The organism is Flavobacterium fructosi, assembly GCF_042787335.1.
Taxonomy (GTDB): Bacteria; Bacteroidota; Bacteroidia; order Flavobacteriales; family Flavobacteriaceae; genus Flavobacterium; species Flavobacterium fructosi.
Map to the genome: position 1 here is coordinate 63,145 of NZ_JBHZQA010000011.1, position 24,725 is coordinate 87,869.

The 24,725-nt window shown below is 35.0% G+C and carries 20 protein-coding genes and 1 pseudogene; 14 read left to right on the forward strand and 7 right to left on the reverse strand.

What is annotated here, in order from left to right; translation table 11 throughout:
* The first annotated feature begins 43 nt into the window (after positions 1-43).
* The 5 genes from ACFX5D_RS14500 (at position 44) to ACFX5D_RS14520 (ending at position 6,667) form a co-directional block, all read left to right on the forward strand.
* Positions 44-1,570: a hypothetical protein gene (locus ACFX5D_RS14500; RefSeq protein ID WP_379858925.1), complete on the forward strand. Its 1,527-nt coding sequence runs from the start codon at positions 44-46 to the stop codon at positions 1,568-1,570.
* 310 nt (positions 1,571-1,880) lie between these two features.
* A complete protein-coding gene (locus ACFX5D_RS14505) occupies positions 1,881-2,048 on the forward strand; it encodes a hypothetical protein (protein ID WP_379858926.1) in 168 nt (55 codons plus the stop codon).
* A gap of 96 nt (positions 2,049-2,144) precedes the next feature.
* Positions 2,145-2,357 carry a T9SS type A sorting domain-containing protein gene (locus tag ACFX5D_RS14510; protein WP_379858927.1) on the forward strand — a complete coding sequence of 71 codons (213 nt, stop codon included), beginning with the start codon at positions 2,145-2,147 and terminating at the stop codon, positions 2,355-2,357.
* Between the two features lie 111 nt (positions 2,358-2,468).
* Entirely contained in the window at positions 2,469-6,155 is a 3,687-nt protein-coding gene (purL, locus tag ACFX5D_RS14515) for a phosphoribosylformylglycinamidine synthase (protein WP_379858928.1), read from the forward strand.
* 359 nt (positions 6,156-6,514) lie between these two features.
* Entirely contained in the window at positions 6,515-6,667 is a 153-nt protein-coding gene (locus ACFX5D_RS14520) for a hypothetical protein (protein ID WP_379858929.1), read from the forward strand.
* 318 nt (positions 6,668-6,985) lie between these two features.
* Here ACFX5D_RS14520 and ACFX5D_RS14525 read toward each other — a convergent pair whose 3' ends face one another.
* Together ACFX5D_RS14525 and ACFX5D_RS14530 are read right to left on the reverse strand one after the other, a co-directional pair.
* On the reverse strand, positions 6,986-7,792 hold the full coding sequence (locus tag ACFX5D_RS14525) for a haloacid dehalogenase type II (protein ID WP_379858930.1): 807 nt from the start codon (positions 7,790-7,792) through the stop codon (positions 6,986-6,988).
* A 125-nt stretch (positions 7,793-7,917) separates the two neighbouring features.
* Positions 7,918-8,580 (reverse strand): TrmH family RNA methyltransferase, encoded by a 663-nt coding sequence (locus ACFX5D_RS14530; protein WP_379858944.1) that lies wholly within the window; start codon positions 8,578-8,580, stop codon positions 7,918-7,920.
* Between the two features lie 217 nt (positions 8,581-8,797).
* Here ACFX5D_RS14530 and ACFX5D_RS14535 point away from each other — a divergent pair, with 217 nt between their 5' ends.
* From ACFX5D_RS14535 to ACFX5D_RS14550, 4 genes are all read left to right on the forward strand, one after another.
* A complete protein-coding gene (locus ACFX5D_RS14535; protein WP_379858931.1) occupies positions 8,798-9,490 on the forward strand; it encodes an SIR2 family NAD-dependent protein deacylase in 693 nt (230 codons plus the stop codon).
* Between the two features lie 67 nt (positions 9,491-9,557).
* A complete protein-coding gene (gene purB / locus ACFX5D_RS14540; protein WP_379858932.1) occupies positions 9,558-10,904 on the forward strand; it encodes an adenylosuccinate lyase in 1,347 nt (448 codons plus the stop codon).
* A gap of 30 nt (positions 10,905-10,934) precedes the next feature.
* Positions 10,935-11,708, forward strand: coding sequence for a polysaccharide deacetylase family protein (locus tag ACFX5D_RS14545; RefSeq protein WP_379858933.1), 774 nt, complete (start codon positions 10,935-10,937; stop codon positions 11,706-11,708).
* Positions 11,709-11,931: 223 nt separating this feature from the next.
* On the forward strand, positions 11,932-14,172 hold the full coding sequence (locus ACFX5D_RS14550; RefSeq protein WP_379858934.1) for a cation:proton antiporter domain-containing protein: 2,241 nt from the start codon (positions 11,932-11,934) through the stop codon (positions 14,170-14,172).
* 61 nt (positions 14,173-14,233) lie between these two features.
* On the opposite strand, the gene guaB is transcribed toward ACFX5D_RS14550, so the two are convergent.
* The gene (guaB, locus tag ACFX5D_RS14555) at positions 14,234-15,706 is read right to left on the reverse strand and encodes an IMP dehydrogenase (protein ID WP_379858935.1); all 1,473 of its coding nucleotides are present in this window, start codon (positions 15,704-15,706) and stop codon (positions 14,234-14,236) included.
* A gap of 157 nt (positions 15,707-15,863) precedes the next feature.
* On the opposite strand from guaB, the gene ACFX5D_RS14560 reads away from it, so the two are divergent.
* A complete protein-coding gene (locus ACFX5D_RS14560) occupies positions 15,864-18,380 on the forward strand; it encodes a cation-translocating P-type ATPase (RefSeq protein WP_379858936.1) in 2,517 nt (838 codons plus the stop codon).
* A gap of 6 nt (positions 18,381-18,386) precedes the next feature.
* Here ACFX5D_RS14560 and ACFX5D_RS14565 read toward each other — a convergent pair whose 3' ends face one another.
* The 3 genes from ACFX5D_RS14565 to ACFX5D_RS14575 all read right to left on the reverse strand — a co-directional run bounded on the left by ACFX5D_RS14565 (position 18,387) and on the right by ACFX5D_RS14575 (position 21,315).
* Entirely contained in the window at positions 18,387-19,793 is a 1,407-nt protein-coding gene (locus tag ACFX5D_RS14565) for a DUF5723 family protein (protein WP_379858937.1), read from the reverse strand.
* The gene (locus ACFX5D_RS14570) at positions 19,790-20,341 is read right to left on the reverse strand and encodes a hypothetical protein (protein WP_379858938.1); all 552 of its coding nucleotides are present in this window, start codon (positions 20,339-20,341) and stop codon (positions 19,790-19,792) included. The genes ACFX5D_RS14565 and ACFX5D_RS14570 overlap by 4 nt, the downstream gene beginning before the upstream one ends.
* A gap of 110 nt (positions 20,342-20,451) precedes the next feature.
* Complete coding sequence (locus tag ACFX5D_RS14575; RefSeq protein ID WP_379858939.1) at positions 20,452-21,315, reverse strand: hydroxymethylglutaryl-CoA lyase; 864 nt, start codon at positions 21,313-21,315, stop codon at positions 20,452-20,454.
* Between the two features lie 189 nt (positions 21,316-21,504).
* Between ACFX5D_RS14575 and ACFX5D_RS14580 the strand changes: the two genes are divergently transcribed.
* The 3 genes and pseudogenes from ACFX5D_RS14580 to ACFX5D_RS14590 form a co-directional block, all read left to right on the forward strand.
* Positions 21,505-21,690 (forward strand): hypothetical protein, encoded by a 186-nt coding sequence (locus ACFX5D_RS14580; protein ID WP_379858940.1) that lies wholly within the window; start codon positions 21,505-21,507, stop codon positions 21,688-21,690.
* A 39-nt stretch (positions 21,691-21,729) separates the two neighbouring features.
* Positions 21,730-21,930: a hypothetical protein gene (locus ACFX5D_RS14585; RefSeq protein ID WP_379858941.1), complete on the forward strand. Its 201-nt coding sequence runs from the start codon at positions 21,730-21,732 to the stop codon at positions 21,928-21,930.
* A gap of 204 nt (positions 21,931-22,134) precedes the next feature.
* A pseudogene (locus ACFX5D_RS14590) lies at positions 22,135-22,596 on the forward strand (DUF3307 domain-containing protein); the annotation flags it as partial.
* 180 nt (positions 22,597-22,776) lie between these two features.
* Here ACFX5D_RS14590 and ACFX5D_RS14595 read toward each other — a convergent pair.
* Positions 22,777-23,811: a quinone-dependent dihydroorotate dehydrogenase gene (locus tag ACFX5D_RS14595; protein WP_379858942.1), complete on the reverse strand. Its 1,035-nt coding sequence runs from the start codon at positions 23,809-23,811 to the stop codon at positions 22,777-22,779.
* Positions 23,812-24,072: 261 nt separating this feature from the next.
* Here ACFX5D_RS14595 and ACFX5D_RS14600 point away from each other — a divergent pair, with 261 nt between their 5' ends.
* Positions 24,073-24,573 carry a YybH family protein gene (locus ACFX5D_RS14600; RefSeq protein WP_379858943.1) on the forward strand — a complete coding sequence of 167 codons (501 nt, stop codon included), beginning with the start codon at positions 24,073-24,075 and terminating at the stop codon, positions 24,571-24,573.
* Positions 24,574-24,725 lie beyond the last annotated feature (152 nt).

The window sequence follows — 24,725 nt, forward strand, 5'->3', positions numbered from 1 at the left end:
ATCCAAATGAGTTTTTTCCTATTTTTACAAAAAATCTAACGCAATGCGTCCTATCACTTTTTTGTTTTTTATTGGAATATTTATTTCAGTTTGCTCCTGTCGAAGTGATTTTGAAACAACGGCCAGCACTGGTGATTTGACTTTTTCTAAAGATACTATTTATTTAGATACTGTTTTCTCTAATATTGGTTCTAGTACCTACCGACTAAAAGTCTACAATAAAAGTAAAAATGACATCACTATTCCTACGATACAGCTTGCGAAAGGATTGAATTCAAAATATAGAATGACGGTTGACGGAATGCAAGGAAACAACGGTAAAATATTCAGCAATGTAGATTTATTAGCCAAAGACAGTTTGTATATTTTCATTGAAACCACAGCCAATATTGCAGATGCTAATCCAACGGATTTTCTTTATACTGACCAAATTCAGTTTGATAGTGGCGAAAACCTTCAAAAGATAGAATTGGTGACCTTAATTCAAGATGCCATTTTTCTTTATCCAAAACGTTTTGCTGATGGAACTACCGAAACACTTCCAATTGGTGACGAAAAAATTGACGGTTTCTTTTTAGAAGAAAATGATGCAGTAAACGGAAACGAACTCCATTTCAAAAACACAAAACCTTATGTTATTTACGGTTATGCCGCAGTTCCTTCAGGAAAAACGGTAACTTTTGATGCAGGATCGAGGGTTCATTTTCACGAAAATTCTGGCCTCATTGTATCTAATTCCGCATCGATTAATGTGAACGGAGCCGCATCTACAACTGATAAACTAGAGAAAGAGGTCATTTTTGAAGGAGACCGTTTAGAACCTGATTATTCTGATGTTCCGGGACAATGGGGAACAATCTGGCTGACCAATGGCAGCATCAACAGCAATTTGAATCATCTTACCATCAAAAATGCCACCATCGGATTATTGGTACAAAACAATGATGGAACGACCGTAAATATAAAAAACACCCAAATTTACAATTGTGCTAATTATGGCGTTTTGGCGCAGACCGCAAAAATTAATGGAGAAAATCTGGTGATCAATAATGCGGGTCAGGCTAGTTTAGCTTGTTCTTATGGAGGGAATTATAAATTCACCCATTGTACGTTCAACAACAATTGGAACAGTTCTGAGCAAGTTGCCGTTTTTGTAAGCAACTATATTACGGGTGCCGTTCCTGAAGTCAAAGATTTAACTGCGGCAACATTCAGCAATTGTATTATTTATGGGTCGTATTCCACTGAAATGGTTTTAAAGAAAAAAACGGGTGCCGCGTTCCAATACCAATTCAATAATTGTCTGCTGAAATTTGATAACGTATCTAATACATTTACCACGAATCCTGATTATCAATTTGGAACAGATGCTGCACATTACAACGCAATAATTTTGAATAAGGATCCGAAATTTTTTAAAATTTTTCAAAACAAATTCAATATTGACGACACTTCTAGTGCTTTCGCAAAAGGGAATTCGGCATATCTGATTTCGATAGACATCATGGGAAACACTAGAACTTTACCACCGGATTTAGGAGCGTATCAAAACAAAGCATTTCCAAAATAAACACTTATGAATGAGACTGTATTTCATTTAAATCCAGGAAAAAACTTTTGATTTACTTAAAGACTTAGTAACCTGAAGCACTAATAAAAATAGTAGTTTTATCAAAATTTTAACTACCACTTATCAAAAGCAATTAATATGTCAATATACAATATTAAAAAACAAACAAATGGTGCCGGATCCTGAAGTACAGGAGTTGCCATGACAAGAAACTTGAATAAACAAAAGTAAATTTGCCATTATAAACCATTTGATCGCTTAAAGTTGTAACTCTACAAGTTCTGCGAACCTTTCTACATCAGCTGCTAAAATGGCTTTTAATAGGAATGATGCTGTAGGTTTATTTAAAAACGGAGTGCTGATCGATATCATTGGAACTTTTAATCGAGGAACGGCGGATTTTGCAATTGATATAACTTTAAGAAGAAAATCGACTATTACTTCCCCAACTACAACATTTAATAGTACTACGCATTAGGATTCTTATACCTTTGACACGTGTTGTAATTTGGGAAGTCGTATCGAAACAAAATCAGCTAAAACCACAGCAACTGTAGATTTTAGCAATTTTAAAATGTATTCAAATCCGTGTGACAGGAACTTTTCAATCGACAATTCAAATAAAGCTTTTTCAATTGAAATCTATAATATCCTTGGTCAAAAGGTTTTTGAAAGAAAGAACGATGATGGTTCAAACCTGTCTGTAACGAATCATAACAAAGGAGTGTATCTGGTAAAAATAACGGATGACTCAAAATCATTAATTAAAAAACTGATTATTAACTAGTTTTAGTTGACGAATCGATAATTAGAAAGCGACAAAATTGCCTCTTATTTTTGTTCCAAATTTAATCTTAATTGACTAAATTTGCACCGCACTACAACAAACTATACAACAATGATCCATTTCTTTGAAAACCAAAGCAAAACTGTTTTTGCCGTACAGACGCAAAACGAAATTTCAGCTCAAGACATTTCAAAATTAAATTGGCTTTTTGCCGACTCAAATAAAATAGAAAAATCCGTACTCACGGATTTTTTTGTTGGTCCTCGTGCCGCTATGGTAACGCCTTGGAGCACGAATGCTGTTGAAATCACCCAAAACATGGGGATTGCGGGAATCATTCGAATCGAAGAATTTTACAAAGCCACTGTTGATTTCTCTGATTTTGATCCAATGCTTTCGCAGAAATACAACGAGCTAAACCAAGATATTTTTACTATCAACGTACTTCCGGAAGCTATTTTGGATATCGATGATATTGCAGCTTACAATAAAAAAGAAGGATTGTCTTTAAGTCCTGATGAAGTAGAATATCTAGATAATTTAGCCATCAAATTAGGACGAAAACTTACGGATTCTGAAATTTTTGGTTTCTCGCAAGCCAATTCAGAACACTGTCGTCATAAGATTTTCAACGGAAAATTTATAATTGACGGCGAAGAGAAAGAGTCTTCTCTATTCAAAATGATTAAGAAAACGTCTCAAGAAAATCCTAACGATATTGTTTCGGCTTACAAGGACAATGTGGCTTTTGTAAAAGGACCAAGAGTTCAGCAGTTTGCTCCAAAAAGCGCTGACAAACCAGATTTCTACGAAACAAAAGATTTTGATTCGGTTATTTCATTAAAAGCAGAAACACACAATTTCCCAACAACCGTAGAGCCTTTCAACGGAGCTGCAACAGGTTCAGGAGGAGAAATTCGCGACCGTTTGGCTGGTGGACAAGGTTCATTGCCATTAGCAGGAACGGCAGTTTACATGACTTCGTATTCTCGTTTAGAAGAAAATAGACCTTGGGAAAACTCGGTTTCAGAAAGAAAATGGCTGTATCAAACCCCAATGGATATTTTGATCAAAGCCTCTAATGGAGCTTCTGATTTTGGAAACAAATTTGGACAACCTTTGATTACAGGCTCTGTTCTTACTTTTGAACACCAAGAAAATGCTTCGACAGGCTCAGCAAACGCTAGAAAATTAGGTTACGATAAAGTAATCATGCAAGCCGGTGGAATTGGATATGGAAAATTAGACCAAGCGATAAAACAAAAACCACAAGAAGGCGATAAAATCGTTATTTTGGGTGGTGAAAATTATAGAATCGGGATGGGTGGTGCTGCGGTTTCTTCAGCAGACACTGGAGCTTTTGGTTCCGGAATTGAATTGAACGCGATACAACGTTCGAACCCGGAAATGCAAAAACGTGCGGCCAATGCCATTCGTGGTTTAGTAGAAAGTGACAATAATCCAATTGTTTCCATTCACGATCACGGTGCTGGAGGACACTTAAACTGTCTTTCGGAATTAGTGGAAGAAACAGGAGGTTTGATCGATTTAGACAAATTGCCTGTGGGGGATCCTACGCTTTCTGCAAAAGAAATCATCGGTAATGAATCTCAGGAAAGAATGGGATTAGTTATTGGAAAAGAAAATATTGACTTACTGCAAAAAATTGCTGATCGGGAACGTTCACCAATGTATCAGGTGGGAGAAGTGACGGGAGATCACCGTTTTACTTTCGAATCAAAAACTACTGGTGCTAAACCAATGGATTTTGCTTTAGAAGACTTTTTTGGAAGCTCTCCAAAAGTAGTGATGACCGATAAAACGATCGAATACAACTATGCCGGTTTAGAATATACTACAAAAAACATTGCTACTTATTTAGAGCAAGTACTTCAATTAGAATCGGTTGCCTGTAAAGACTGGTTGACTAATAAAGTCGATCGTTGTGTGGGTGGAAAAGTGGCCAAACAGCAATGTGCGGGACCTTTGCAATTGCCATTGAACAATTGTGGTGTGATGGCTTTGGATTATTTAGGAAAAGAAGGAATTGCGACTTCAATAGGCCACGCTCCTATTTCGGCTTTGATTGATCCCGTGGCCGGAAGCAGAAATGCGATTGCCGAATCTTTATCGAATATTATTTGGGCACCAATAAAAGACGGATTGAAAGGAATTTCCCTTTCGGCCAACTGGATGTGGGCGTGTAAAAATGAAGGTGAAGACGCTCGTTTGTATGCTGCTGTTGAAGGTTGTTCTAATTTTGCAATTGAATTGGGAATCAATATTCCCACTGGAAAAGATTCACTTTCTATGAAGCAAAAATACCCGAATGACGAAGTGATTGCGCCAGGAACGGTAATTATTTCGGCAGGTGGAAATTGTATTGACATCAGAAAAGTAGTGGAACCTGTTTTGCAAAGATCCCAAGGTGTCGGCAGTGGTTCGATTTATTATATCAATTTGTCACAAGACGAATATAAATTAGGAGGCTCCTCGTTTGCACAGATTCTGAACCGAATTGGAACAGAAACGCCAACGATAAAAGACGCGGCTTTCTTCAAAAAAGCATTTAATACCATTCAGGAATTAATCTTGGAAGACAACATTCTTGCAGGACACGATATTGGAAGCGGTGGTTTGATCACGACTTTATTGGAAATGTGTTTTGCTGATGTGAATTTGGGAGCAAAAATAGATTTCTCTGTTTTTGACGAAAAAGACATCATTAAATACCTTTTTGCAGAAAATATTGGAATCGTTTTTCAAGCGAAAAACGATAGAACTTTAGAAAGTAAATTAAATAAAAACGGGGTTAGTTTCTACAAATTAGGAACGGTAACTAATGAAGCGACTTTAGACTTTGGTCCTTGCAAATTAGACATACCAAAATACAGAGACATTTGGTTTAAAACTTCGTTTTTACTAGACCAAAAACAATCGAAAAACGGAACAGCACAACAGCGTTTCGACAATTATAAAAACCAAGCATTACAGTATACTTTTCCTGCCCATTTTACAGGAAAAAAACCCGTAATCGACGCTTCTCAACCACGACCAAAAGCGGCTATTATCCGTGAAAAAGGAAGTAATTCAGAACGTGAAATGGCAAATGCGATGTACTTGGCTGGTTTTGATGTCAAAGATGTTCACATGACCGATTTGATTTCGGGGCGTGAAACACTAGAAGACATTCAGTTTATTGGTGCTGTGGGAGGATTCTCGAATTCGGATGTATTGGGTTCAGCCAAAGGTTGGGCAGGAGCATTTTTATACAACGAAAAAGCAAAAACGGCTTTAGACAATTTCTTCAAACGTGAAGATACGTTGTCAGTGGGAATTTGTAACGGTTGCCAACTGTTTATGGAACTCGAAGTGATCAATCCGGAGCATGAAGTACACGGAAAAATGTTGCATAACGAAAGTCAAAAACATGAAAGTATTTTTACTTCGGTTACGGTTCAGGAAAATAATTCAGTGATGTTATCCAGTTTGGCTGGTGCTACGTTAGGCGTTTGGGTTTCGCACGGAGAAGGAAAATTCAACTTACCAATGGGCGAAGAAAATTATAATATTGTTTCTAAATATGCCTATGAAGGCTATCCTGCTAATCCAAACGGCTCTCATTTTGATGTTGCGATGCTTTGTGATAAAACAGGACGTCACTTGGTGATGATGCCACATATCGAGCGTTCTACTTTCCAATGGAACTGGGCACATTACCCAAAAGACCGAGACGATGAAGTTTCGCCTTGGCATGAAGCTTTTGTCAATGCCAGAAAATGGATGGATAAAAAATAATTTTTTGATTTACTATACTGAAAGCGTTCCTGAAAAGGAACGCTTTTTTTATGGGAATAATTTAAAATCTCATTGATAATTTGTAATAAAATTTTTATATTTTTGAAAAGAGACTAACCGAAACAAACCTTCGCCAATCTACCCATATTTGGGTGTATACACGAAGGTTTGTTTCCCTGACCGCATATATATGCCATAATCGTTAGCGCAGTTTCGCAAACTGTGCCTGTAAAGTCAATAGAATTTATTTTAAAGAAATGTGCTCATGCCATCAATTTTTACTTTAGCGATTTGTTGCTAATGAAATATTGAATTACTATTTTTTGGAACTTCGTAAAAAAGTTAGTCTTATAAAAAGTATGAAAAAAGCAGCATCCCTTTTAATTCAGTTTTTTATTTTAATTGTAAATAAATCTATAGCGCAAGAAACTTTTATTTTCCCAAAAGGCGAAAAAGCTCCAAATGTTCATCAGGTAGGTACGGTATGGCTGAATGAATTGAGTAAACTTTGACAAAAAAGTGATTGAGATCATTACCGTTTTTGACACAAGACAAAATCCAGACCAGCTAGAAAAGGACATAAGATAAAATTGAAAGACATTTCCTAACTTGGTTTTTATAACAATATTTTGATTTTGCAATTCATACCCCTGGCCAATCTACTTTGGATTCTCTTCAAAATACCGTTCTTTGATTCTTTTTGATATCCTTTATGAAATTTTTGACTCAAGCCAATCTTTTCATCAAAATTTCATTCTCGAATAAATGCCATTCAATATTTAAATTCCGCGATCGGCTCGTTAATTTTTTAATGATTCGAATTTCAGGGATTATATTAAAATTAGCTTTTGAGCAACTAATAAAATATTCTCTTCATTAATTTCAGGCAAATTTGCAAGAGGAAACAATTGCTGTCCAGGACGGCTGACAAAAGCCGTTTGCCAACCTGCCCAATTTGCACCGGCAACATCCCAACCATGTGCCGCTATCAACATACATTCATTCGGTTTTAATCTCATTTTTCTAGCAGCCCAATTATAAGTATCTACGTGTGGCTTGAATTTACCTACATCTTCTATACTTAACACATCGTCAAATATATCATGAATTCCCGCATATTTAAGTTGCGTTTCTACCGCTTTATTGGATGAGTTGGTGAAGGCAACCAATTTAAAACCTTCTTTTTTTAATAGTAAGAGTGCTTCTTTCACTTCTGGATGTGCAGGCAATGCTAAAATTGCGGCAACAGCATCTTTAGCTTGTTTATCCGTTATGTCAATTCCATTTTTGTGGGCAACCATTATAAGTGCAGCGGCTCCAATTGTTCCGAAATCATGATATTGGTTTGCTACTGTTGTAACCAATGAATACTGAAGCATAGTAGTAAACCACAAGGACATCAATTCAGGGTGACCTCCCAGCGCTGCGCCAATACTTTTTTTCATGCGATTAAGATCCAGTAACGTTTCATTTACATCAAAAAATAAAACCTTGGGTCTATGTAAATAACCAGCGCTGTACTCCTCATTATTGTCTGTCTCCTCTTTTACAATTAAAATAGGCGCGCTAATTTCTTCGTTAGCAACAGTCAACGTACTACTTATTATATCTTGGTTACTATTTTTAAATTCTTTCATTGTTTTTTTTTTAAAATCATGCGTTAAATAAAATATACGACAAAGTGTCTTGTTTCTTGAAAACAGTACAAGTTACATGATATTTTTTAAAATAAAAAACATTAGCGTACCATTAATTGAACGAACTATTTCACGTTTTCAGAAAAATAGCGTTCTTCAATTCGCTTGATGTCTTTTATTGAATTTTTGGCCCAAGCCAAACGCTTTTCTAACATTTCATTTTCAGATAAATGCCAATTAATTTCGGAGTTGCGCAATCGATTCGTCAGGTTTTGAATGATGATTGCCGCCGAAACCGAAATATTCAAACTTTCGGTAAAACCCACCATTGGGATTTTTAGAAAACCATCGGCGCGTTGCAAAATTTCCTCTGATAGACCATCTCTTTCTGTTCCAAAAAATAAGGCACTGGGTTTAGAAATATCAAAATCTTCCATCAAGCAATCATTCTCATGTGGCGTTGTGGCGATAATCTGGTAGCCTTGACTTTTTAAAGTATCCACACAATTTGTAATGCTATCGAAAGTATTAATATCAACCCATTTTTGGGCACCCATCGCAATTTCCTTGTCGATACTTTTTCCGTATCGTTGCTCGATAACGTTCAATTCCTGAATTCCAAAAATCTCACAACTGCGCATTACAGCGCTCGTATTGTGCATTTGAAAAATATCTTCGACAACAATCGTCAAATGTTTGGTTCTGTTTTCCAATACTTTCAAAAATTTTTCTTTGCGATTATCAGTCAGGATATTTTCGAGAAAATTAAGGTAATCAATGTCGATCATTAGAATATTTATTTTTGCAAAAATAGTAAAAAAGACTAGCTTTATACCTTCAAAAGTTGATTCTGATTGCTGCTCTTGGGATTGTTTCATAAAAGCGGAATTATGAATGCTTGCGGAATTTGCGTGAGGGATAGAGGCGGTATCCTTTTTTGGCTTTTTAGCCAAAAAGATAAAGCTGAAAGCCCGACCCTTGTGGTCACGCCCAAATTAATATAAAATGAAAAAGAAATTAGTGGTTTTGACAGGAGCAGGAATTAGTGCCGAAAGTGGCATCAAAACCTTTCGCGATAGTGATGGGCTTTGGGAAGGCCATAATGTCAATGATGTGGCGACTCCAGAAGGCTGGCATAAAAATCCTGCTTTGGTACTGGATTTTTACAATCAAAGACGAAAACAACTCAAAGAAGTGCAACCCAATTTGGGGCATATAATTTTGGCTGAATTAGAAAATGAATTCGATGTTTTTATTATCACACAAAATGTAGATGATTTACACGAACGCGCCGGAAGCACTAATGTGTTGCATTTACACGGCGAATTATTGAAAGTAAGAAGTACCAAAAACCCAGATTACATTTTAAATTGGCGGGAGGATTTGAATTTTGGCGATTTCGATGAAAATAAAAATCAATTGAGACCGCATATCGTTTGGTTTGGAGAGGAAGTTCCCGCTCTTGAAGAAGCGTTAATACTTACTCAAAGTGCGGATTATTTTGCCGTCATTGGGACTTCGCTGCAGGTATATCCTGCGGCAGGATTAATAGACTTTACAGCTCCTGAAACTCCTATTTTTTATATTGACCCAAAACCTATAAAAATCCAAAATCTCCGAAATCAATTGAATGTGATTCCGGAAGTCGCTTCTGAAGGAATGAAAACACTAAAAAAGAAGCTAATGGGACTTATTTAAAAACCATTTGTTTTCTATTTTGTCACGAAAGGTTTATATTTGTGCCTTTCGAACAAACAACACAACAATGACTACTTTAAATGAATTGAATGCTATCTCTCCGATCGACGGAAGATATAGAAACAAGACTATTTCGCTAGCTCCTTTTTTCTCCGAAGAAGCTTTAATCAAATACCGCGTATTGGTTGAAATTGAATATTTTATTGCTTTGTGCGAAGTTCCTTTGCCACAACTTACAACTGTAAGCCCAGACTTATTCGAAAGTTTACGTGCCATTTATAAAAACTTCTCTACTGAAGATGCTCTTTGGATCAAAGAAACGGAGAAAGTTACCAACCACGATGTAAAAGCAGTGGAATACTTTATCAAAGACGTTTTTGAAAAATTAGGATTATCTCAATATAAAGAGTTCATTCACTTTGGATTGACTTCTCAAGACATAAATAATACAGCTATTCCGCTTTCTACAAAAGAAGCTTTCGAGAAAGTGTATATGCCTTCTTTGATTACTTTAACTTCAAAATTGAAAGATTTAAGTATCGAATGGAAGGATATCCCAATGCTTGCCCGTACACACGGACAACCGGCTTCTCCTACTCGTTTGGGTAAAGAAATTGGTGTTTTTGTAGAACGTTTAGAAGAGCAAATGCGTTTGTTGTTTAATATCCCGTTTGCAGCTAAATTTGGCGGCGCAACAGGAAATTATAATGCCCATCACGTGGCATATCCACAAATTGACTGGAGAAAATTTGGAGGTAAATTTGTGGAGGAAAACCTTGGTTTACACCACTCCTTCCCTACTACACAAATTGAACATTACGATCATTTTGCAGCATTTTTTGATGCGTTGAAAAGAATAAATACAATTATCATTGATTTAGACCGAGATATTTGGACATATGTCTCCATGGAATATTTCAAACAAAAGATCAAAGCGGGAGAAATAGGTTCCTCTGCTATGCCACATAAAGTAAACCCAATTGACTTTGAAAATTCAGAAGGGAATTTAGGAATAGCTAATGCGATTTTCGAACATTTATCAGCTAAATTACCGTTGTCAAGATTACAACGTGATTTAACAGATAGTACGGTTTTAAGAAATATTGGTGTACCAATGGGACATACTTTAATTGCTTTTGAAGCTACTTTAAAAGGATTAAATAAATTATTACTTAACGAGCCAAAATTTCACGAAGATTTAGAAAAAAACTGGGCTGTTGTTGCTGAAGCAATTCAAACCATTTTACGTCGTGAAGGATATCCTAATCCTTATGAAGCCTTAAAAGGATTGACCAGAACCAATGAAGCGATTGACAAAAATGCAATTCACGGATTTATCGCAACCTTAGATGTTTCTAATGAAATTAAAGCTGAATTAATGCAAATCACCCCAAGTAATTTCTTGGGGATTTAAAAATAATACATTGACAAAGTACAAAGGAATATGAGCAAAACCATTTTTAAAATCATATTCCTTTGTACTTTTTTTTTATTTTCATGTGAAAATAAAAAACCTTCTCAAAAAAACAATGTTAAAGAGACTAATCCTGGAGTTGTAATCTCATTTGATGATGCGACTATTAATGAATGGTATCAGGCTGATAAAATATTGCGTAAATATTCCTGGAAAGCTACTTTTTGTGTTTCTAAAATAAATACTTTAAGTCATTCTGAAATAAAAGAACTCAAGCAATTACAAAAAGAGGGCCATGAAATTGCAGGTCATGGTTTCCATCATTTTGACGCTCCTAAATTTGTAGCAAAAAATGGAATTGAAGCCTATATTAAACAGGAAATAAATCCGATGCTTGCATTGATGCATTTTCATAATTTTAAAGTAACCTCATTTGCCTATCCTTTTGGTTTTAGAAATATCAACATTGATAAAGCACTTCTAAAAAAGTTTAAAATTATAAGAGGAACAACATATGGCGCGGAAGATCCTTTTTTTCAAAACTGCTATTACAATAATTCCAGCGTAGTTTATGCAATAGGTATTGATACAGATCATCCCAATTTCAGCATTCCGTATCTTGTGAGATTATTGAATTATGCGAAACGAAAGCATAAAATTCTGATATTGTTTGGGCACAAACCAGTGCAAAACATAACTGCGGATTATCAGACCAAAATCGCGACACTAAAATTGATTTGCAATTATGTCAATCAGCATAATATGACATTTTATACTTTATCTGAATTAAACAATTTAAAATAAAATATCATTTTATTACAACAATGAAATGTATTAATTTTATAAGCATACAAATACTTCTGACTGTATAGCCCCGACAAAAGTGAAAAGCCTTGAAGGAAAAAATTATTTTTTCTTGCATATGCAGAGCGACCAAAGGAAGCTCCTGCAGGTGGAATAGAACAAAAATTCATGACTGATACCGACGCCTCGGGATGCAACAGATGGCTAAAATAAAAATAAAATTATGGATACCGCAACAATAGTGGCCGAAACGACACATCATTTACAACCCTTGATCAGTGATTTAGGATTAATCCTGATGACTGCAGGCGTTGCAGTATTGTTGTTTAAAAAAATCAAACAGCCTCTAGTTTTAGGTTATTTGATAGCAGGCTTTTTGGCTGGAAACCATTTTGATTTTTTCCCATCGGTGACTGATATTAAAAGCGTGGAAGTTTGGGCAGAGATTGGAGTGATCTTTTTATTGTTCAGTCTTGGACTGGAATTCAGTTTTAAGAAATTGATGAAAGTGGGCGGAACAGCTTCAATAACCGCGATTACACAAATTGTTACAATGGTCATAGTTGGTTATTTTGTTGGCCAATGGATGGATTGGTCTAAAATGGACAGTGTCTTTTTAGGGGTTATTCTTTCGATTTCATCTACAACAATTATTCTTAAAACATTTGAGGAATTAGGTGTTAAGGCTCAAAATTTTGCCGGAATAGTAATTGGCTCCCTTATTGTTCAGGATATTGTTGCCATATTAATGATGGTATTATTATCGACTGTTGCCGTTAGCAATCAATTTTCAGGAGGCGAATTATTGCAATCAGTTTTGAAACTGGTGTTTTTCTTAACGATTTGGTTTGTTGGCGGTATCTTTTTTATTCCAACCTTACTTAAAAGAGCGAAGCATTTACTATCCGACGAAATGTTGCTTATTATTTCGCTTGCCTTATGTTTGATGATGGTTATTCTGGCTGCCGATGTTGGTTTTTCACCTGCCCTTGGCGCCTTTATTATGGGTTCTATAATTGCCGAGACTACGCAAGCAGAACACATAGAGCATTTAGTAAAACCGGTTAAAGATTTATTTGGAGCAGTTTTCTTTGTGTCTGTTGGAATGTTAATCAATCCTCAAACTTTGTATGAGCACGCAATTCCAGTGCTTATTCTTTCTCTTATAACCATTTTCGGACAATCAATAAGCTCGACCGCTGGTGCATTACTTTCTGGACAACCCTTAAAACAATCCGTTCAAACGGGAATGAGTTTGTCGCAGATTGGAGAATTCTCCTTTATCATTGCGACATTAGGAATGACCCTAAATGTAACGAGTTCATTTTTGTATCCGATAGTTGTAGCAGTTTCGGCGGTGACGACATTTACTACTCCGTTTATGATCAAATTGTCCACGCCATTTTCAGAATATTTATCTAAAAAATTGCCTAGAAAATGGACCAAAAGAATTGAACGTTACAGTGCGAATGCCCAAGCCATTAAATCTGTTAGCAATTGGCAGATTGTAATTAATGCTTATCTCGTTCAAGTCATTGTTCACTCGGTAATAATATTTGCTGCCATTTTACTCTCCTCTAAATATCTTTTGCCATTGGTTACTGATTTTCAATTTGGTAATACTTTAGGTGCCTTAATTACTTTGGTGGTTCTTTCTCCTTTTTTATGGGCACTTTCTTTACGTCGTGTTGCAGTAAATGAAGTCGCTGTTTTGCTGGAAGAAAGAAAATATCGAGGGCCAATTCTGATGATGCTGCTCTTAAGAGTACTTCTTACCATATTTTTTATTGGGTTTTTATTAAATATTTTCTTCTCTCCAATTGTTGCTTTTATAACACTAATTGTAGCGTTGATCGTTTATTTTGTTTTCCAAAAAAGACTAAATGCACAATATCATCGAATTGAAAATCATTTCTTAAAAAACCTAAATGCCAGAGAAATAACAAAAGCCAAAAGAAGCCGAAGCGATTTATCTCCTTGGGATGGACACATGACTTTTTTCGACATTGCCACAGAATCCAATATTGTAGGAAAGACATTGGAGGAATTAAAAATTAGGGAACAAATAGGAATAAATATTGCGTTTATTAAGCGAGGCGATATTATGATCAATATTCCCAATAAAAACGAACGATTATTTCCAGGTGATGAAATATGTGTTATAGGTACTGATGCGCAGGTAAAAGAATTCAAATCATATTTAGACCAACATGAAATTGATGTTCCCGATACGCTTACCGAAGCCGAAATTGTATTACGACAAATAGAATTAAAAAATGAATCTTATATTGGCAAAAGTATTCGGGACTCCAAATTGCGGGAGAAAACTAGTGGTTTGGTTGTAGGCATCGAAAAAAAGGGAAAAAGAATCTTAAATCCCGAATCAAATATAGTATTAGAGAAAGATGATATTCTTTGGATTGTTGGAAATAAAAAGTTATTAGCTGATTTGGTTCATAATTAGACATAAAAAAAGTGCGAGAAATGAATCTTGCACTTTTTTATTTTGTCTTTTTCAGACTCTTTTATCTCGAGTAATTCGGAGCTTCTTTAGTAATTGTTACATTATGAGGATGACTTTCGTTGATACCGCTTGCAGTGATGCGAACAAAACGACCTGTTTCCTGTAAAGTCGGAATATCTTTCGATCCACAATATCCCATTCCAGCACGAAGACCACCAACGAATTGTTGCATGCTTTCATTCAATTCTCCTTTGTAAGGTACACGACCTACAATTCCTTCTGGAACCAATTTCTTAACGTCATCTTCAACATCTTGGAAATAACGATCTTTTGATCCTTCTTGCATCGCTTCAACAGAACCCATACCACGGTATGATTTGAATTTTCTTCCTTCGAAAATAATAGTTTCTCCAGGAGATTCCATAGTCCCCGCTAGCAAAGAACCTAACATCACACAATCAGCACCTGCAGCGATAGCTTTAGGGATATCACCTGTATAACGAATTCCACCATCAGCAATTACTGGAACTCCGCTACCCTTTATAGCAGCAGCAACTTCAAGAACAGCTGAAAACTGAGGAAAACCAACACCTGCAACGATACGAGTCGTACAAATAGAACCTGGTCCTATTCCTACTTTCACACCATCAGCACCATTTTCTACCAGATATTTGGCAGCTTCAGCAGTAGCTATATTGCCAACAATAACGTCTAATTCAGGAAATTTTGCTTTCACTAATTTTAGCACATCCACAACTCCTTTTGTGTGTCCGTGAGCAGTATCGATTATAACCGCATCCACTCCAGCATTAACCAAAGCAGTCGCTCTTTCTACAGCATCTGCAGTAACTCCTAATGCCGCAGCAACACGCAAACGTCCGTATTTGTCTTTATTTGCATTTGGTTTTTGGGTCAATTTAGTAATATCTCTAAACGTAATTAAGCCCACTAACTTATTAGCAGCATCTACTACCGGAAGTTTTTCTATTTTATAACCTTGCAAAACAACTTCAGCTTGTTCAAGTGAAGTTCCTTCGGCAACTGTTACCAAGTTTTCACTTGTCATTACCTCAACGATAGGTCTTGCATTGTTTTTTTCGAAACGTAAATCACGATTAGTGACAATTCCTTTTAGTATTTTGTTTTCATCCACGATCGGAATGCCTCCAATACCATATTCTTTCATTGCATTTTTGGCATCAGCAACAGTAGAGGTCAAAGGCAAAGTAACCGGATCGATTATCATACCTGATTCGGCTCTTTTTACTTTTCTCACCTTAGCAGCTTGTTGCTCGATCGTCATATTTTTGTGCAAGACACCAATACCACCTTCTTGAGCCATGGCAATTGCCATAGCACTTTCGGTAACCGTATCCATAGCTGCGGACACTATTGGAACATTAAGTGTTATGTTTCTTGAAAATTTTGATTTGATACTCACTTCGCGAGGAAGAACCTCTGAGTAATTAGGAACTAATAGTACATCATCGTAAGTTAATCCTTCACCGATAATCTTAGAATTGTGTGCGATCATTGCAATTGTAGTTAAATTGCGTGCAAATATAGATAATCTTAAGCAAAAAAACGACTACTTTTTACAATAAATGATTAAATTGCAGTATCAAGGGTAATCACTGCCACTAGACACTTTCATTGTTGCTACCTAAAAAAATTTAATTAATTTCTTTGCAATGACAGAATCCAAACAACAAATAAAGGGGCTTTTAGAGGATCAAGTAAAAGAATCAAGAGCTAAAAATGGATCTAATTCTTTAGATCATCAGGACAAAAATAACTTTCTGACTTCCTTAATAGAAATGGTTAAAGAACCGATGTTTTTGTTATTGATGACGGCGACAGGAATTTATTTTATTACTGGAGATTATGGAAACGGAATTTTTATGACAGTAGCTATTCTACTAGTTTCTACCATTTCACTTTATCAGGAATCCAAAAGCAGAAATGCCATTGAATCCCTAAAAAAATTATCCCAGCCCAAAAGTAAAGTCATTCGCAATAACGAAATTCTAGAAATTCCCAGTGAAGAAATTGTGTTGGGTGATTTCATTCAAATTGAAGAAGGCACATTTATACCGGCTGATGCCACAATTATTCAATCCAACGATTTTTCAGCCAATGAATCGATACTTACAGGCGAATCGCTTGCTGTTTTTAAAAATGAACAGTCTGAAAATAATCAGGTATTTCGTGGAACTATTGCAGCCAGCGGACTGGCCATTTGTGAAGTTAATGCTATTGGTGGAGAGACAAAAATTGGTAAAATCGGCAAAAGCATTGAAACAATTACTGAAGAAAAAACACCTTTACAATTACAAATTGGCAATTTTGTTAAGAAAATGTCTCTTGTAGGTTTGGTCATTTTTGGGATCGTCTGGGGCATTAATTATTACAATTCGAAAAATATTTTAGACAGTCTCTTAAAAGCATTAACACTGGCAATGAGCATTATTCCGGAGGAAATTCCGGTTGCCTTTACCACTTTTATGGCTTTAGGTGCCTGGCGTTTAATGAAAATGGGGATTATAGTAAAACAAACTAAAACGGTAGAAACTCTTGGGAGTGCCACCGTAATCTGTACAGATAAAACTGGAACTATTACTCAAAATAAAATGAGTCTGGCGCAATGGTATACTTTTTCATTAAATGAAATAAAAGAAATTATAAACGAGAATGAAAGTCCTAATTTAAGTAAAGAAGAACAAGAATTACTGAGCATTTCAATGTGGGCCAGTGAACCTATCCCTTTTGACGGAATGGAAATTGCTTTGCACGAAGCCTACACTAAATTAAAAATTACCGATGAGAGAAGCAATTTCAGATTAATCCACGAATATCCTTTGGACGGAAAACCTCCTATGATGACCCATGTTTTTGAGAACCAAGAAGGAACAAGAATTATTGCAGCTAAAGGCGCTCCGGAAGCACTAATTGCATGTTCGAATCTATCACAAGAGGAAACCGAACAAGTTTGTAAAGCTGTTGAATCTATGGCAAATAAAGGTTTTCGAGTTTTAGGTGTTGGCCTCACGGAATTTTCAGGGGATAATTTTCCAAAAAAACAGCAAGACTTTGCTTTTCATTTCAAGGGTTTAGTTGCTTTTTATGATCCCCCAAAAGAGAATATTAAAGCCGTTTTCGAAACGTTTTATAACGCAGGAATTGTAGTGAAAATAGTAACTGGCGATAATGCTGTCACAACATCTACTATAGCAAAGCAAGTTGACTTCAGAAATCCCGAAAAAGTATTAAATGGAGATCAATTAATGGAAATGGATGAAGCTACTTTAAAAGAAAAAGCAATGGAAACCACCATCTTTACGAGAATGTTTCCCGAGGCCAAACTTAAAATCATTAAAGCATTAAAAGATAATAATCAAATTGTGGCCATGACTGGTGATGGCGTTAATGATGGTCCAGCATTAAAATCAGCTCATATAGGTATTGCTATGGGCAAAAAAGGAACGGAAATTGCCAAAGAAGCGGCAAATTTAATTCTGATTGACGATGATTTTTCTAAAATGACGGATGCCATCGCTATGGGAAGAAAAATCTATATCAATCTAAAAAAAGCGATTCAATATATCATTTCTATACATATTCCTATAATACTAATTGTCTTTATTCCTCTGGCATTGGGTTGGGTTTATCCAAATATTTTCTCTCCGGTTCACGTTATTTTCCTGGAGATAATAATGGGTCCCACCTGTTCCATCATTTATGAAAATGAACCTATGGAACGAAATCTGATGCTGTTAAAACCAAGGCCTTTTACGACTACTTTTTTTAATCTGAAAGAAATTACCATTAGCATCATTCAGGGACTTATGATCACTATAGGACTCTTATTTGTTTATCAATTTTGTGTGGCAACTAATTGTATCGAAAGCGTAACAAGAACAACTGTTTTTCTAACATTAATATCGTCAAACATCTTTCTGACACTTGTTAATCGTTCTTTTTATTATTCCATATTTACCACTTTAGGTTATAAAAATAATTTAGTTCTAATGATTATTTCCTTAACCATCATAATCACCGCTTTACTACTATTTGTCCCTGCATTTTCACATTTTTTCCAATTTGAAACAGTCTCGGGAAGCCAAATTGGTTTGAGTATTTTAGTTGGATTTGTTTCGGTTCTTTGGATAGAAATATACAAATGGTTCAAACGTAGAAAAGCTCAATAAATCAAGCTAATTAGATGCTAATTTATCCTTAAAAATAATATTTAAACCCAATTGAAAAGATAAACTGTTGGCTTTTGAAACATCTCTATATTCTAAAAGGTTGTCCGCAAGAATGTAAAAATTTACAGGTCCAAAATTACTTGACAATCCCAATCCTATGTTTTTATTGGAATACGAATCTATTGTATAGGTAGCTTTCATTTGCAGTGCATTGAAAATTTTTCGGCTGTAATAGGTCGTAAAAGCGATCAAAGGAGTCCTCGGTGTTGTCATGACAAACAACTGCGCACCAACGGCACTTTTATAGATAGTTTCTGGATTATATTCCGTACAATCACAATCCGTAGGGCGTTCTTCTTCAAAAGAATATTGAATAGAGGAGTTGAACTTTGCTGGTCGCCATGTGGTATATTTATTGTGCAAAGTATCTAAAGGTATAGCATCTTTAAATTGCTGATATACATCCCCCCCAGTATTTCCTCCATTGAATTTAGGATTTATTCCATCATACTTATAATATCCTTTGTACGTTAAACTCTCTACCTCTTTAGTATGCTTTATAAAACCAACATCAACAATGCTTGCTGTGAACTGGATATTTTTTTTTGGATAGTACGTAAGTCCCGCATCAAAACCTAAGCCTAAATTACCACCAAATAAAGCTTTACTTTTAATGTCTTTTGCCACGTCACCATCATAATTCTTATCGTTATACTTAGCAATACCTGACGTATTGAGTTGCAAATTAGAGTAGATAACTTGTTCGTACCTATTAACATTGGAAGGAATTGTGTAAATATATCCTGAATTTTTTGTTGAAGAGGCATCGAAAATACTAGAATAAATTTTCCCTCTAAATCCTACTGTCAGCCTCTCATTTATATTTTTGTGATAACCGATATGTAGCGCCGTCAGCATTTCTGCTTTTACATTCAAATCACCCAAATCAAATACTTTTCCCAGATATCTTTCATTTCCGTCTAAAGCCAGGATAGCGAGATCTTTAGGCATGTAGCTTAGGAAATCAAATTCCTGATACATTCCAAAAGAAACATAAGAATCATATTGATCTTGCCCTCCTTTAATCCTGAATCCTCCGCTGAATAACTCTATTTGTTCGTTTATTGCTGCTCTATCTTTTCTTGTGGTAGAAAACACGACATCATGCAATTTTACATTAAAATCGACTCCATTGTCTGCAAATAAATCATACGCAGAGAAACCGCTGGAACCTACATTTGCCGAAACCCCTGATAATAATGGAATCCCAAAATAGAATTTATAAGTAACATCAGCACCTGGATTAGTCATCAAAGACTGTGGTACTGACGTAAAATTATATAAAAGTTGTTTGTTTTGTGAAATACTTTTAACCGACATAAATAGAATAAAAAGCAGGATTATTTTTCTCATTGAATTATTAGATAAGCAATGACATCTGAGCGTAATTTAAAACTACCGACACTATTTGCGCTTAATGGTGGACCAGCAAGCATTTTTAGAACATAAGTCATTTTAGTGGTGCTTTTCAATAAATCCAGTTTTGCATTTTCAAATGTCACTATTTTTGTAATTGAATTCGCTACACCAGTATAAGCCGGAATATTGAAGTTTATCGTATAAAGTGGCTGATTGTTTCTGTCCTGCAATATGATATCTAACGTATACCCTCTATTAATTGTATTGTCTATTTCAAAAGATAAATCAGCTTTTGTCAGATGCTTTTTAAAAAACGCGTCATTAAACACATCTACTGTTGGAGAAGCAACCGTTAAATTCTGCTCTATTCCATTTGCCACAAATTTAACTTCAGGAATTTCAAAGTAGGCTAAATTTGCAACAAAAATAGGTTCTAATTTCAAATCATTAGCTTGGTTGAAATCTAAATCACTTGAACATGAAAAAGAGAATGAGGATATAATAAATAACAATAAAATTCTATTGGAAAACACTCGTTTCATAATTTAAATTTATTAAAATCAATCTCAATTATATTAATACCAACGCATCAATTGATTACTTATTATTTTACTCACCAAATGTTAATATTTAACGTAATTAAGCGTATTCTTTAATGAAACTCCCCAAACAACTTAGAAGCTTCATTATAAGCACTTTCAAAACTCATTGGACTTAGATTAGTGTTTTCTTTTTTTGAAGTAAAATACGATAGTAATTTCTCTGTTGGCATATTACCTGTCAAATCATCGGTTGCCATTGGGCATCCACCAAAACCTTGAATAGCTCCATCATAACGGCGGCAACCCGCTTTGTAGGCTGCGTCAATTTTCTCAAACCATTTATGCGGTGTGGTATGAAGATGGGCTCCAAACTCTATTTCAGGATATTTTGGAATTAAATTTGAAAACAAATACCCAATCACATCAGGAGTTGAACTTCCTACGGTGTCCGAAAGTGAAAGGATTTTCACCCCCATATCAGATAATTTTTGTGTCCATTCGCCTACAATTTCCGTGTTCCAAGGGTCACCGTATGGATTCCCAAATCCCATAGAAAGATAAGCTACCACTTCTTTTTTGCTTTTATCCGCAATTTCTAAAATCTCTTGTAAAGTGATTAATGATTCCGCTATGGTTTTATGAGTATTTCGCATTTGGAAATTCTCTGAAATCGAAAAAGGAAAACCTAAATATTGTATTTCAGGGTGAACAGCAGCTAATGTCGCGCCTTGAGTATTCGCAATAATTGCCAATAATTTACTTCGGGTTTGAGATAAATCAAGTTGTGCAAGGACTTCGGCAGTATCCTGCATTTGCGGAATCGCTTTTGGTGAAACAAAACTTCCAAAATCTATGGAATCAAATCCTACACGTAATAAAGCTTGGATGTATGCTACTTTTCTTTCTGTAGGTATAAATGGCTTTATGCCTTGCATAGCATCGCGTGGACATTCTATAATTTTTATTGGCTCCATAGAAAGCCAAAGATAGAAAAAACAATTATGAATTATAAATTATGAATTTCAAATTTATGAAAAGTGATTATATTACGCACATAGGTACAAAAATACGATATTACATTATTTTATAATAACAATTATTATTACGTTATTTGGTAATATTTACAATTTAAACGGAACTTAACTTTTTAATTTCATTTGAATATGACAAGCATAATCACAGGAGACATCGTTAATTGTAGAAAGCTACCTTCTTACATTTGGATTGACGGTTTAAAAAAACTATTCAAAACTAAAGGAAAAAATCCAAGTGAATGGGAAATTTATCGCGGCGATGAATTTCAACTGGAAATTAAAAATGTAGAGGAAGCGCTAATAGTAGCTTTATAAATTAAAGCTTATCTGAAAAGTATCAAACTTGATGCAAGGATGAGTACTGGAATTGGAGACAAAACCTATCAAGCAGATAACATTTCTAAAAGTAATGGAACTGCATTTGTTCGTTCTGGTGAACTTTTAGGCACTTTAAAAAAACAAAAAACTACCTTAGCAATCAATTCCGATAATCCTAACATTGATTCTGACATCAATCTAGTGCTTCGCTTAGGATTGACTTTTATGGACAATTAATTGGTTCAATCAGCAGAATTTGTTTTGACAGCCATACAAAACAAAGGATTATCGCAAGAAGAAATGGGTGTAAAACTGGGCATAAATCAAGCTGCCGTAAGACGAAAACGAGCACAATTTGACCTAATGATGGAATTCGATAATTATTTCAGAAAAAAAATTAAAACCATTAACATATGATTATTTTCATAACTTGCTCATTTACTTGGTGATTTTTTACTGCAGTCATTTTCATGGGTTCTAAAAAAGGAAGACAAAAAACGCAAAAGCATTTTCCTTTATCTTTATACACTATTGCATGGTGTTTTAAATTGGATCTTAATTCCTGAAATAGATTTTATATGGTTTGCCGTTCTATTGGCACTAACACACGGAGCAATTGATGACTTGAAACTAAGATTTCAGAAAAAGAAAACAAAACGTATTTGGTGCCTCGTGGATCAAGCCATGCAAATTCTCGTAATCATATTTATTACAATGGTTTATAAAAACGAGACTATTGATTTCACAGGATTCGACAATCAATTTTGGATATTTAGCACAGGCCTGCTACTACTGACAAAACCTACTTCAATTCTTATAAAGAACATTATCACCATTTGGACACCCGAAAGTAAAAAAAGTGACGACTCATTATCCAATGCTGGCAATTACATTGGAATATAAGGGCGCTTATTTGTTTTTTGTTTCATAATTACCAATCACTTTAAAGCGATTGGCTTTTTATTGGCCGCAAAATCAATTTTTTGTTTTGGAGATTTGAAAGAAGCAAAAGACCGAAAACTTACTGAATATGTCTTTATCGGAACCTTACTAAGCTTTATAATCGCCATGCTAACCGGGCTTTTAGTAACGTGGGGGCTGTAAGCGTTTTAAAATTTCTTTGTTTATGGCTTTTACTAAAGCTGGCCCTTCGTAAATAAAACCAGTGTATAATTGTACTAAACACGCTCCTGCTTCCAGTTTTTCTATAGCATCGTCAGCAGAATGAATACCTCCTACTCCAATAATAGGAAATGCTTTTTTGCTTTTTTGAGATAGAAAACGAATAACTTCAGTAGAACGTTTTGTCAATGGTTTTCCGGATAAACCTCCCATTTCTGATTTATTTTCGGATTGTAATCCTTCGCGAGAAATAGTTGTATTCGTAGCAATTACTCCTGCAATCTTTGTTTCTCTAATAATATCTATGATATCCAGCAATTGATCATCGGTCAAATCAGGAGCAATTTTTAACAGAATAGGTTTTTGTTTTGGCTTAGCCAAATTCTTATTTTGCAGTGTTTGCAACAATTGAGTCAGTGGCTCTTTGTCTTGCAAGGCACGAAGATTTGGTGTGTTTGGCGAACTCACATTAACTACAAAATAATCTACATAATCATATAAAGCATCAAAACAAATTTCGTAATCTGAAGTTGCTTCTTCGTTAGGAGTCAGTTTGTTTTTACCAATATTTCCTCCAATTAATACACCAGTATTTTTTTGCAATCTTTCGACCGCTTTTCGAACACCTCCGTTATTAAAACCCATTCGGTTAATGATGGCACTATCTTCTTTAAGACGGAACAATCGTTTTTTAGAATTTCCTTCCTGACCCACAGGAGTAAGTGTTCCTATTTCGATAAAACCGAAACCAAAGTTGGACAATTCTTTATACAACTTAGCGTCTTTATCAAAGCCTGCAGCCAATCCAACTGGGTTTTTGAATTTCAATCCAAACACTTCTGTTTCCAGTCTGGGGTCATCAATATCATAAAGTGATTTGAAAAGGAATGAAAACCCAGGGATTTTTGATAAAAAACGAATCAATGAAAAAGTAAAATAATGAACTTTTTCTGGGTCAAACCAGAAAAGTATAGGACGAATTATTAATTTATACATGTTTGTTGTCTTGTTCGTGCAAAAATAGAACTATCTACTCGATAAATAAATATTTGGAAAATAATTTTAATAAATCATTTTGCGCTTTAAAAACAAACTTAAAATATTCAACTTCAATTTATAGGTAATTTAAGAGTTCCGTTTTGTTTTTTTATAGAAATAATCTGAATAATTAATTATAAATGACTAACTTTAAGTATAATACGTAATTCTGAATAAACTACTATTATAGGTTTTATTATTTAATTTAAAAAAAAAGCAATGAAAAAAGATTTAAATTTCCGTAGATTCTTGTCTTTTTGCATCACTATCATTGGATGCATATTTATGTTAGCAAGCTGTAATTCTCCCAAAAAAGAGAAGAAAGAAAGCTTTGATATGGCTGAAGCCAAAAAAGGTATTGAAGAGCAAAACTTTATTTTTACCGAGGCGATGAACAAAAGTGACTCCGTATCTGCAGCCAATTGTTACACTACAGATGCAAAATTTATGCAGCCCAACACAAAAGCAACTGTTGGCAGAAATAACATACTTCATGTTATTTCGAATTTTATGAAATCTGGCATGCCCAAATTTAGTTTGAATACTAAGGAAGTTTGGGGAAATAATGATCTATTAGTTTCAGAGGACGAATGGACATTTACCGACAAATCGGGCAAAGCATTAGACCATGGAAAATCATTAGTCGTATGGAAAATGGAAGATGGAAAGTGGAAAATGTTCCGTGATTGCTATAATTCTGATATGCCAATACCTAAGTAAAATAAAATTATTTTCTATTTAAGAAATGAATAAAAGGTACCGTCTCATAAAGTGTGTAAGTTAAAAAGTTATTCTGAAAATTTGAGCTAATTCAAAAGCTCAAAAATTTTCGGAAATAACTTTTTAACGTATATTTATAAACACACTTTAAT

Excerpts from the sequence above, each read along its gene's own strand:
- ACFX5D_RS14500 (WP_379858925.1), top strand. The coding sequence starts at position 44 with ATGCGTCCTATCACTTTTTTGTTTTTTATTGGAATATTTATTTCAGTT.
- ACFX5D_RS14505 (WP_379858926.1), top strand. The coding sequence starts at position 1,881 with ATGGCTTTTAATAGGAATGATGCTGTAGGTTTATTTAAAAACGGAGTG.
- ACFX5D_RS14510 (WP_379858927.1), top strand. The coding sequence starts at position 2,145 with ATGTATTCAAATCCGTGTGACAGGAACTTTTCAATCGACAATTCAAAT.
- purL (WP_379858928.1), top strand. The coding sequence starts at position 2,469 with ATGATCCATTTCTTTGAAAACCAAAGCAAAACTGTTTTTGCCGTACAG.
- ACFX5D_RS14520 (WP_379858929.1), top strand. The coding sequence starts at position 6,515 with ATGAAAAAAGCAGCATCCCTTTTAATTCAGTTTTTTATTTTAATTGTA.
- ACFX5D_RS14525 (WP_379858930.1), bottom strand. The coding sequence starts at position 7,792 with ATGAAAGAATTTAAAAATAGTAACCAAGATATAATAAGTAGTACGTTG.
- ACFX5D_RS14530 (WP_379858944.1), bottom strand. The coding sequence starts at position 8,580 with ATGATCGACATTGATTACCTTAATTTTCTCGAAAATATCCTGACTGAT.
- ACFX5D_RS14535 (WP_379858931.1), top strand. The coding sequence starts at position 8,798 with ATGAAAAAGAAATTAGTGGTTTTGACAGGAGCAGGAATTAGTGCCGAA.
- purB (WP_379858932.1), top strand. The coding sequence starts at position 9,558 with ATGACTACTTTAAATGAATTGAATGCTATCTCTCCGATCGACGGAAGA.
- ACFX5D_RS14545 (WP_379858933.1), top strand. The coding sequence starts at position 10,935 with ATGAGCAAAACCATTTTTAAAATCATATTCCTTTGTACTTTTTTTTTA.
- ACFX5D_RS14550 (WP_379858934.1), top strand. The coding sequence starts at position 11,932 with ATGGATACCGCAACAATAGTGGCCGAAACGACACATCATTTACAACCC.
- guaB (WP_379858935.1), bottom strand. The coding sequence starts at position 15,706 with ATGATCGCACACAATTCTAAGATTATCGGTGAAGGATTAACTTACGAT.
- ACFX5D_RS14560 (WP_379858936.1), top strand. The coding sequence starts at position 15,864 with ATGACAGAATCCAAACAACAAATAAAGGGGCTTTTAGAGGATCAAGTA.
- ACFX5D_RS14565 (WP_379858937.1), bottom strand. The coding sequence starts at position 19,793 with ATGAGAAAAATAATCCTGCTTTTTATTCTATTTATGTCGGTTAAAAGT.
- ACFX5D_RS14570 (WP_379858938.1), bottom strand. The coding sequence starts at position 20,341 with ATGAAACGAGTGTTTTCCAATAGAATTTTATTGTTATTTATTATATCC.
- ACFX5D_RS14575 (WP_379858939.1), bottom strand. The coding sequence starts at position 21,315 with ATGGAGCCAATAAAAATTATAGAATGTCCACGCGATGCTATGCAAGGC.
- ACFX5D_RS14580 (WP_379858940.1), top strand. The coding sequence starts at position 21,505 with ATGACAAGCATAATCACAGGAGACATCGTTAATTGTAGAAAGCTACCT.
- ACFX5D_RS14585 (WP_379858941.1), top strand. The coding sequence starts at position 21,730 with ATGAGTACTGGAATTGGAGACAAAACCTATCAAGCAGATAACATTTCT.
- ACFX5D_RS14595 (WP_379858942.1), bottom strand. The coding sequence starts at position 23,811 with ATGTATAAATTAATAATTCGTCCTATACTTTTCTGGTTTGACCCAGAA.
- ACFX5D_RS14600 (WP_379858943.1), top strand. The coding sequence starts at position 24,073 with ATGAAAAAAGATTTAAATTTCCGTAGATTCTTGTCTTTTTGCATCACT.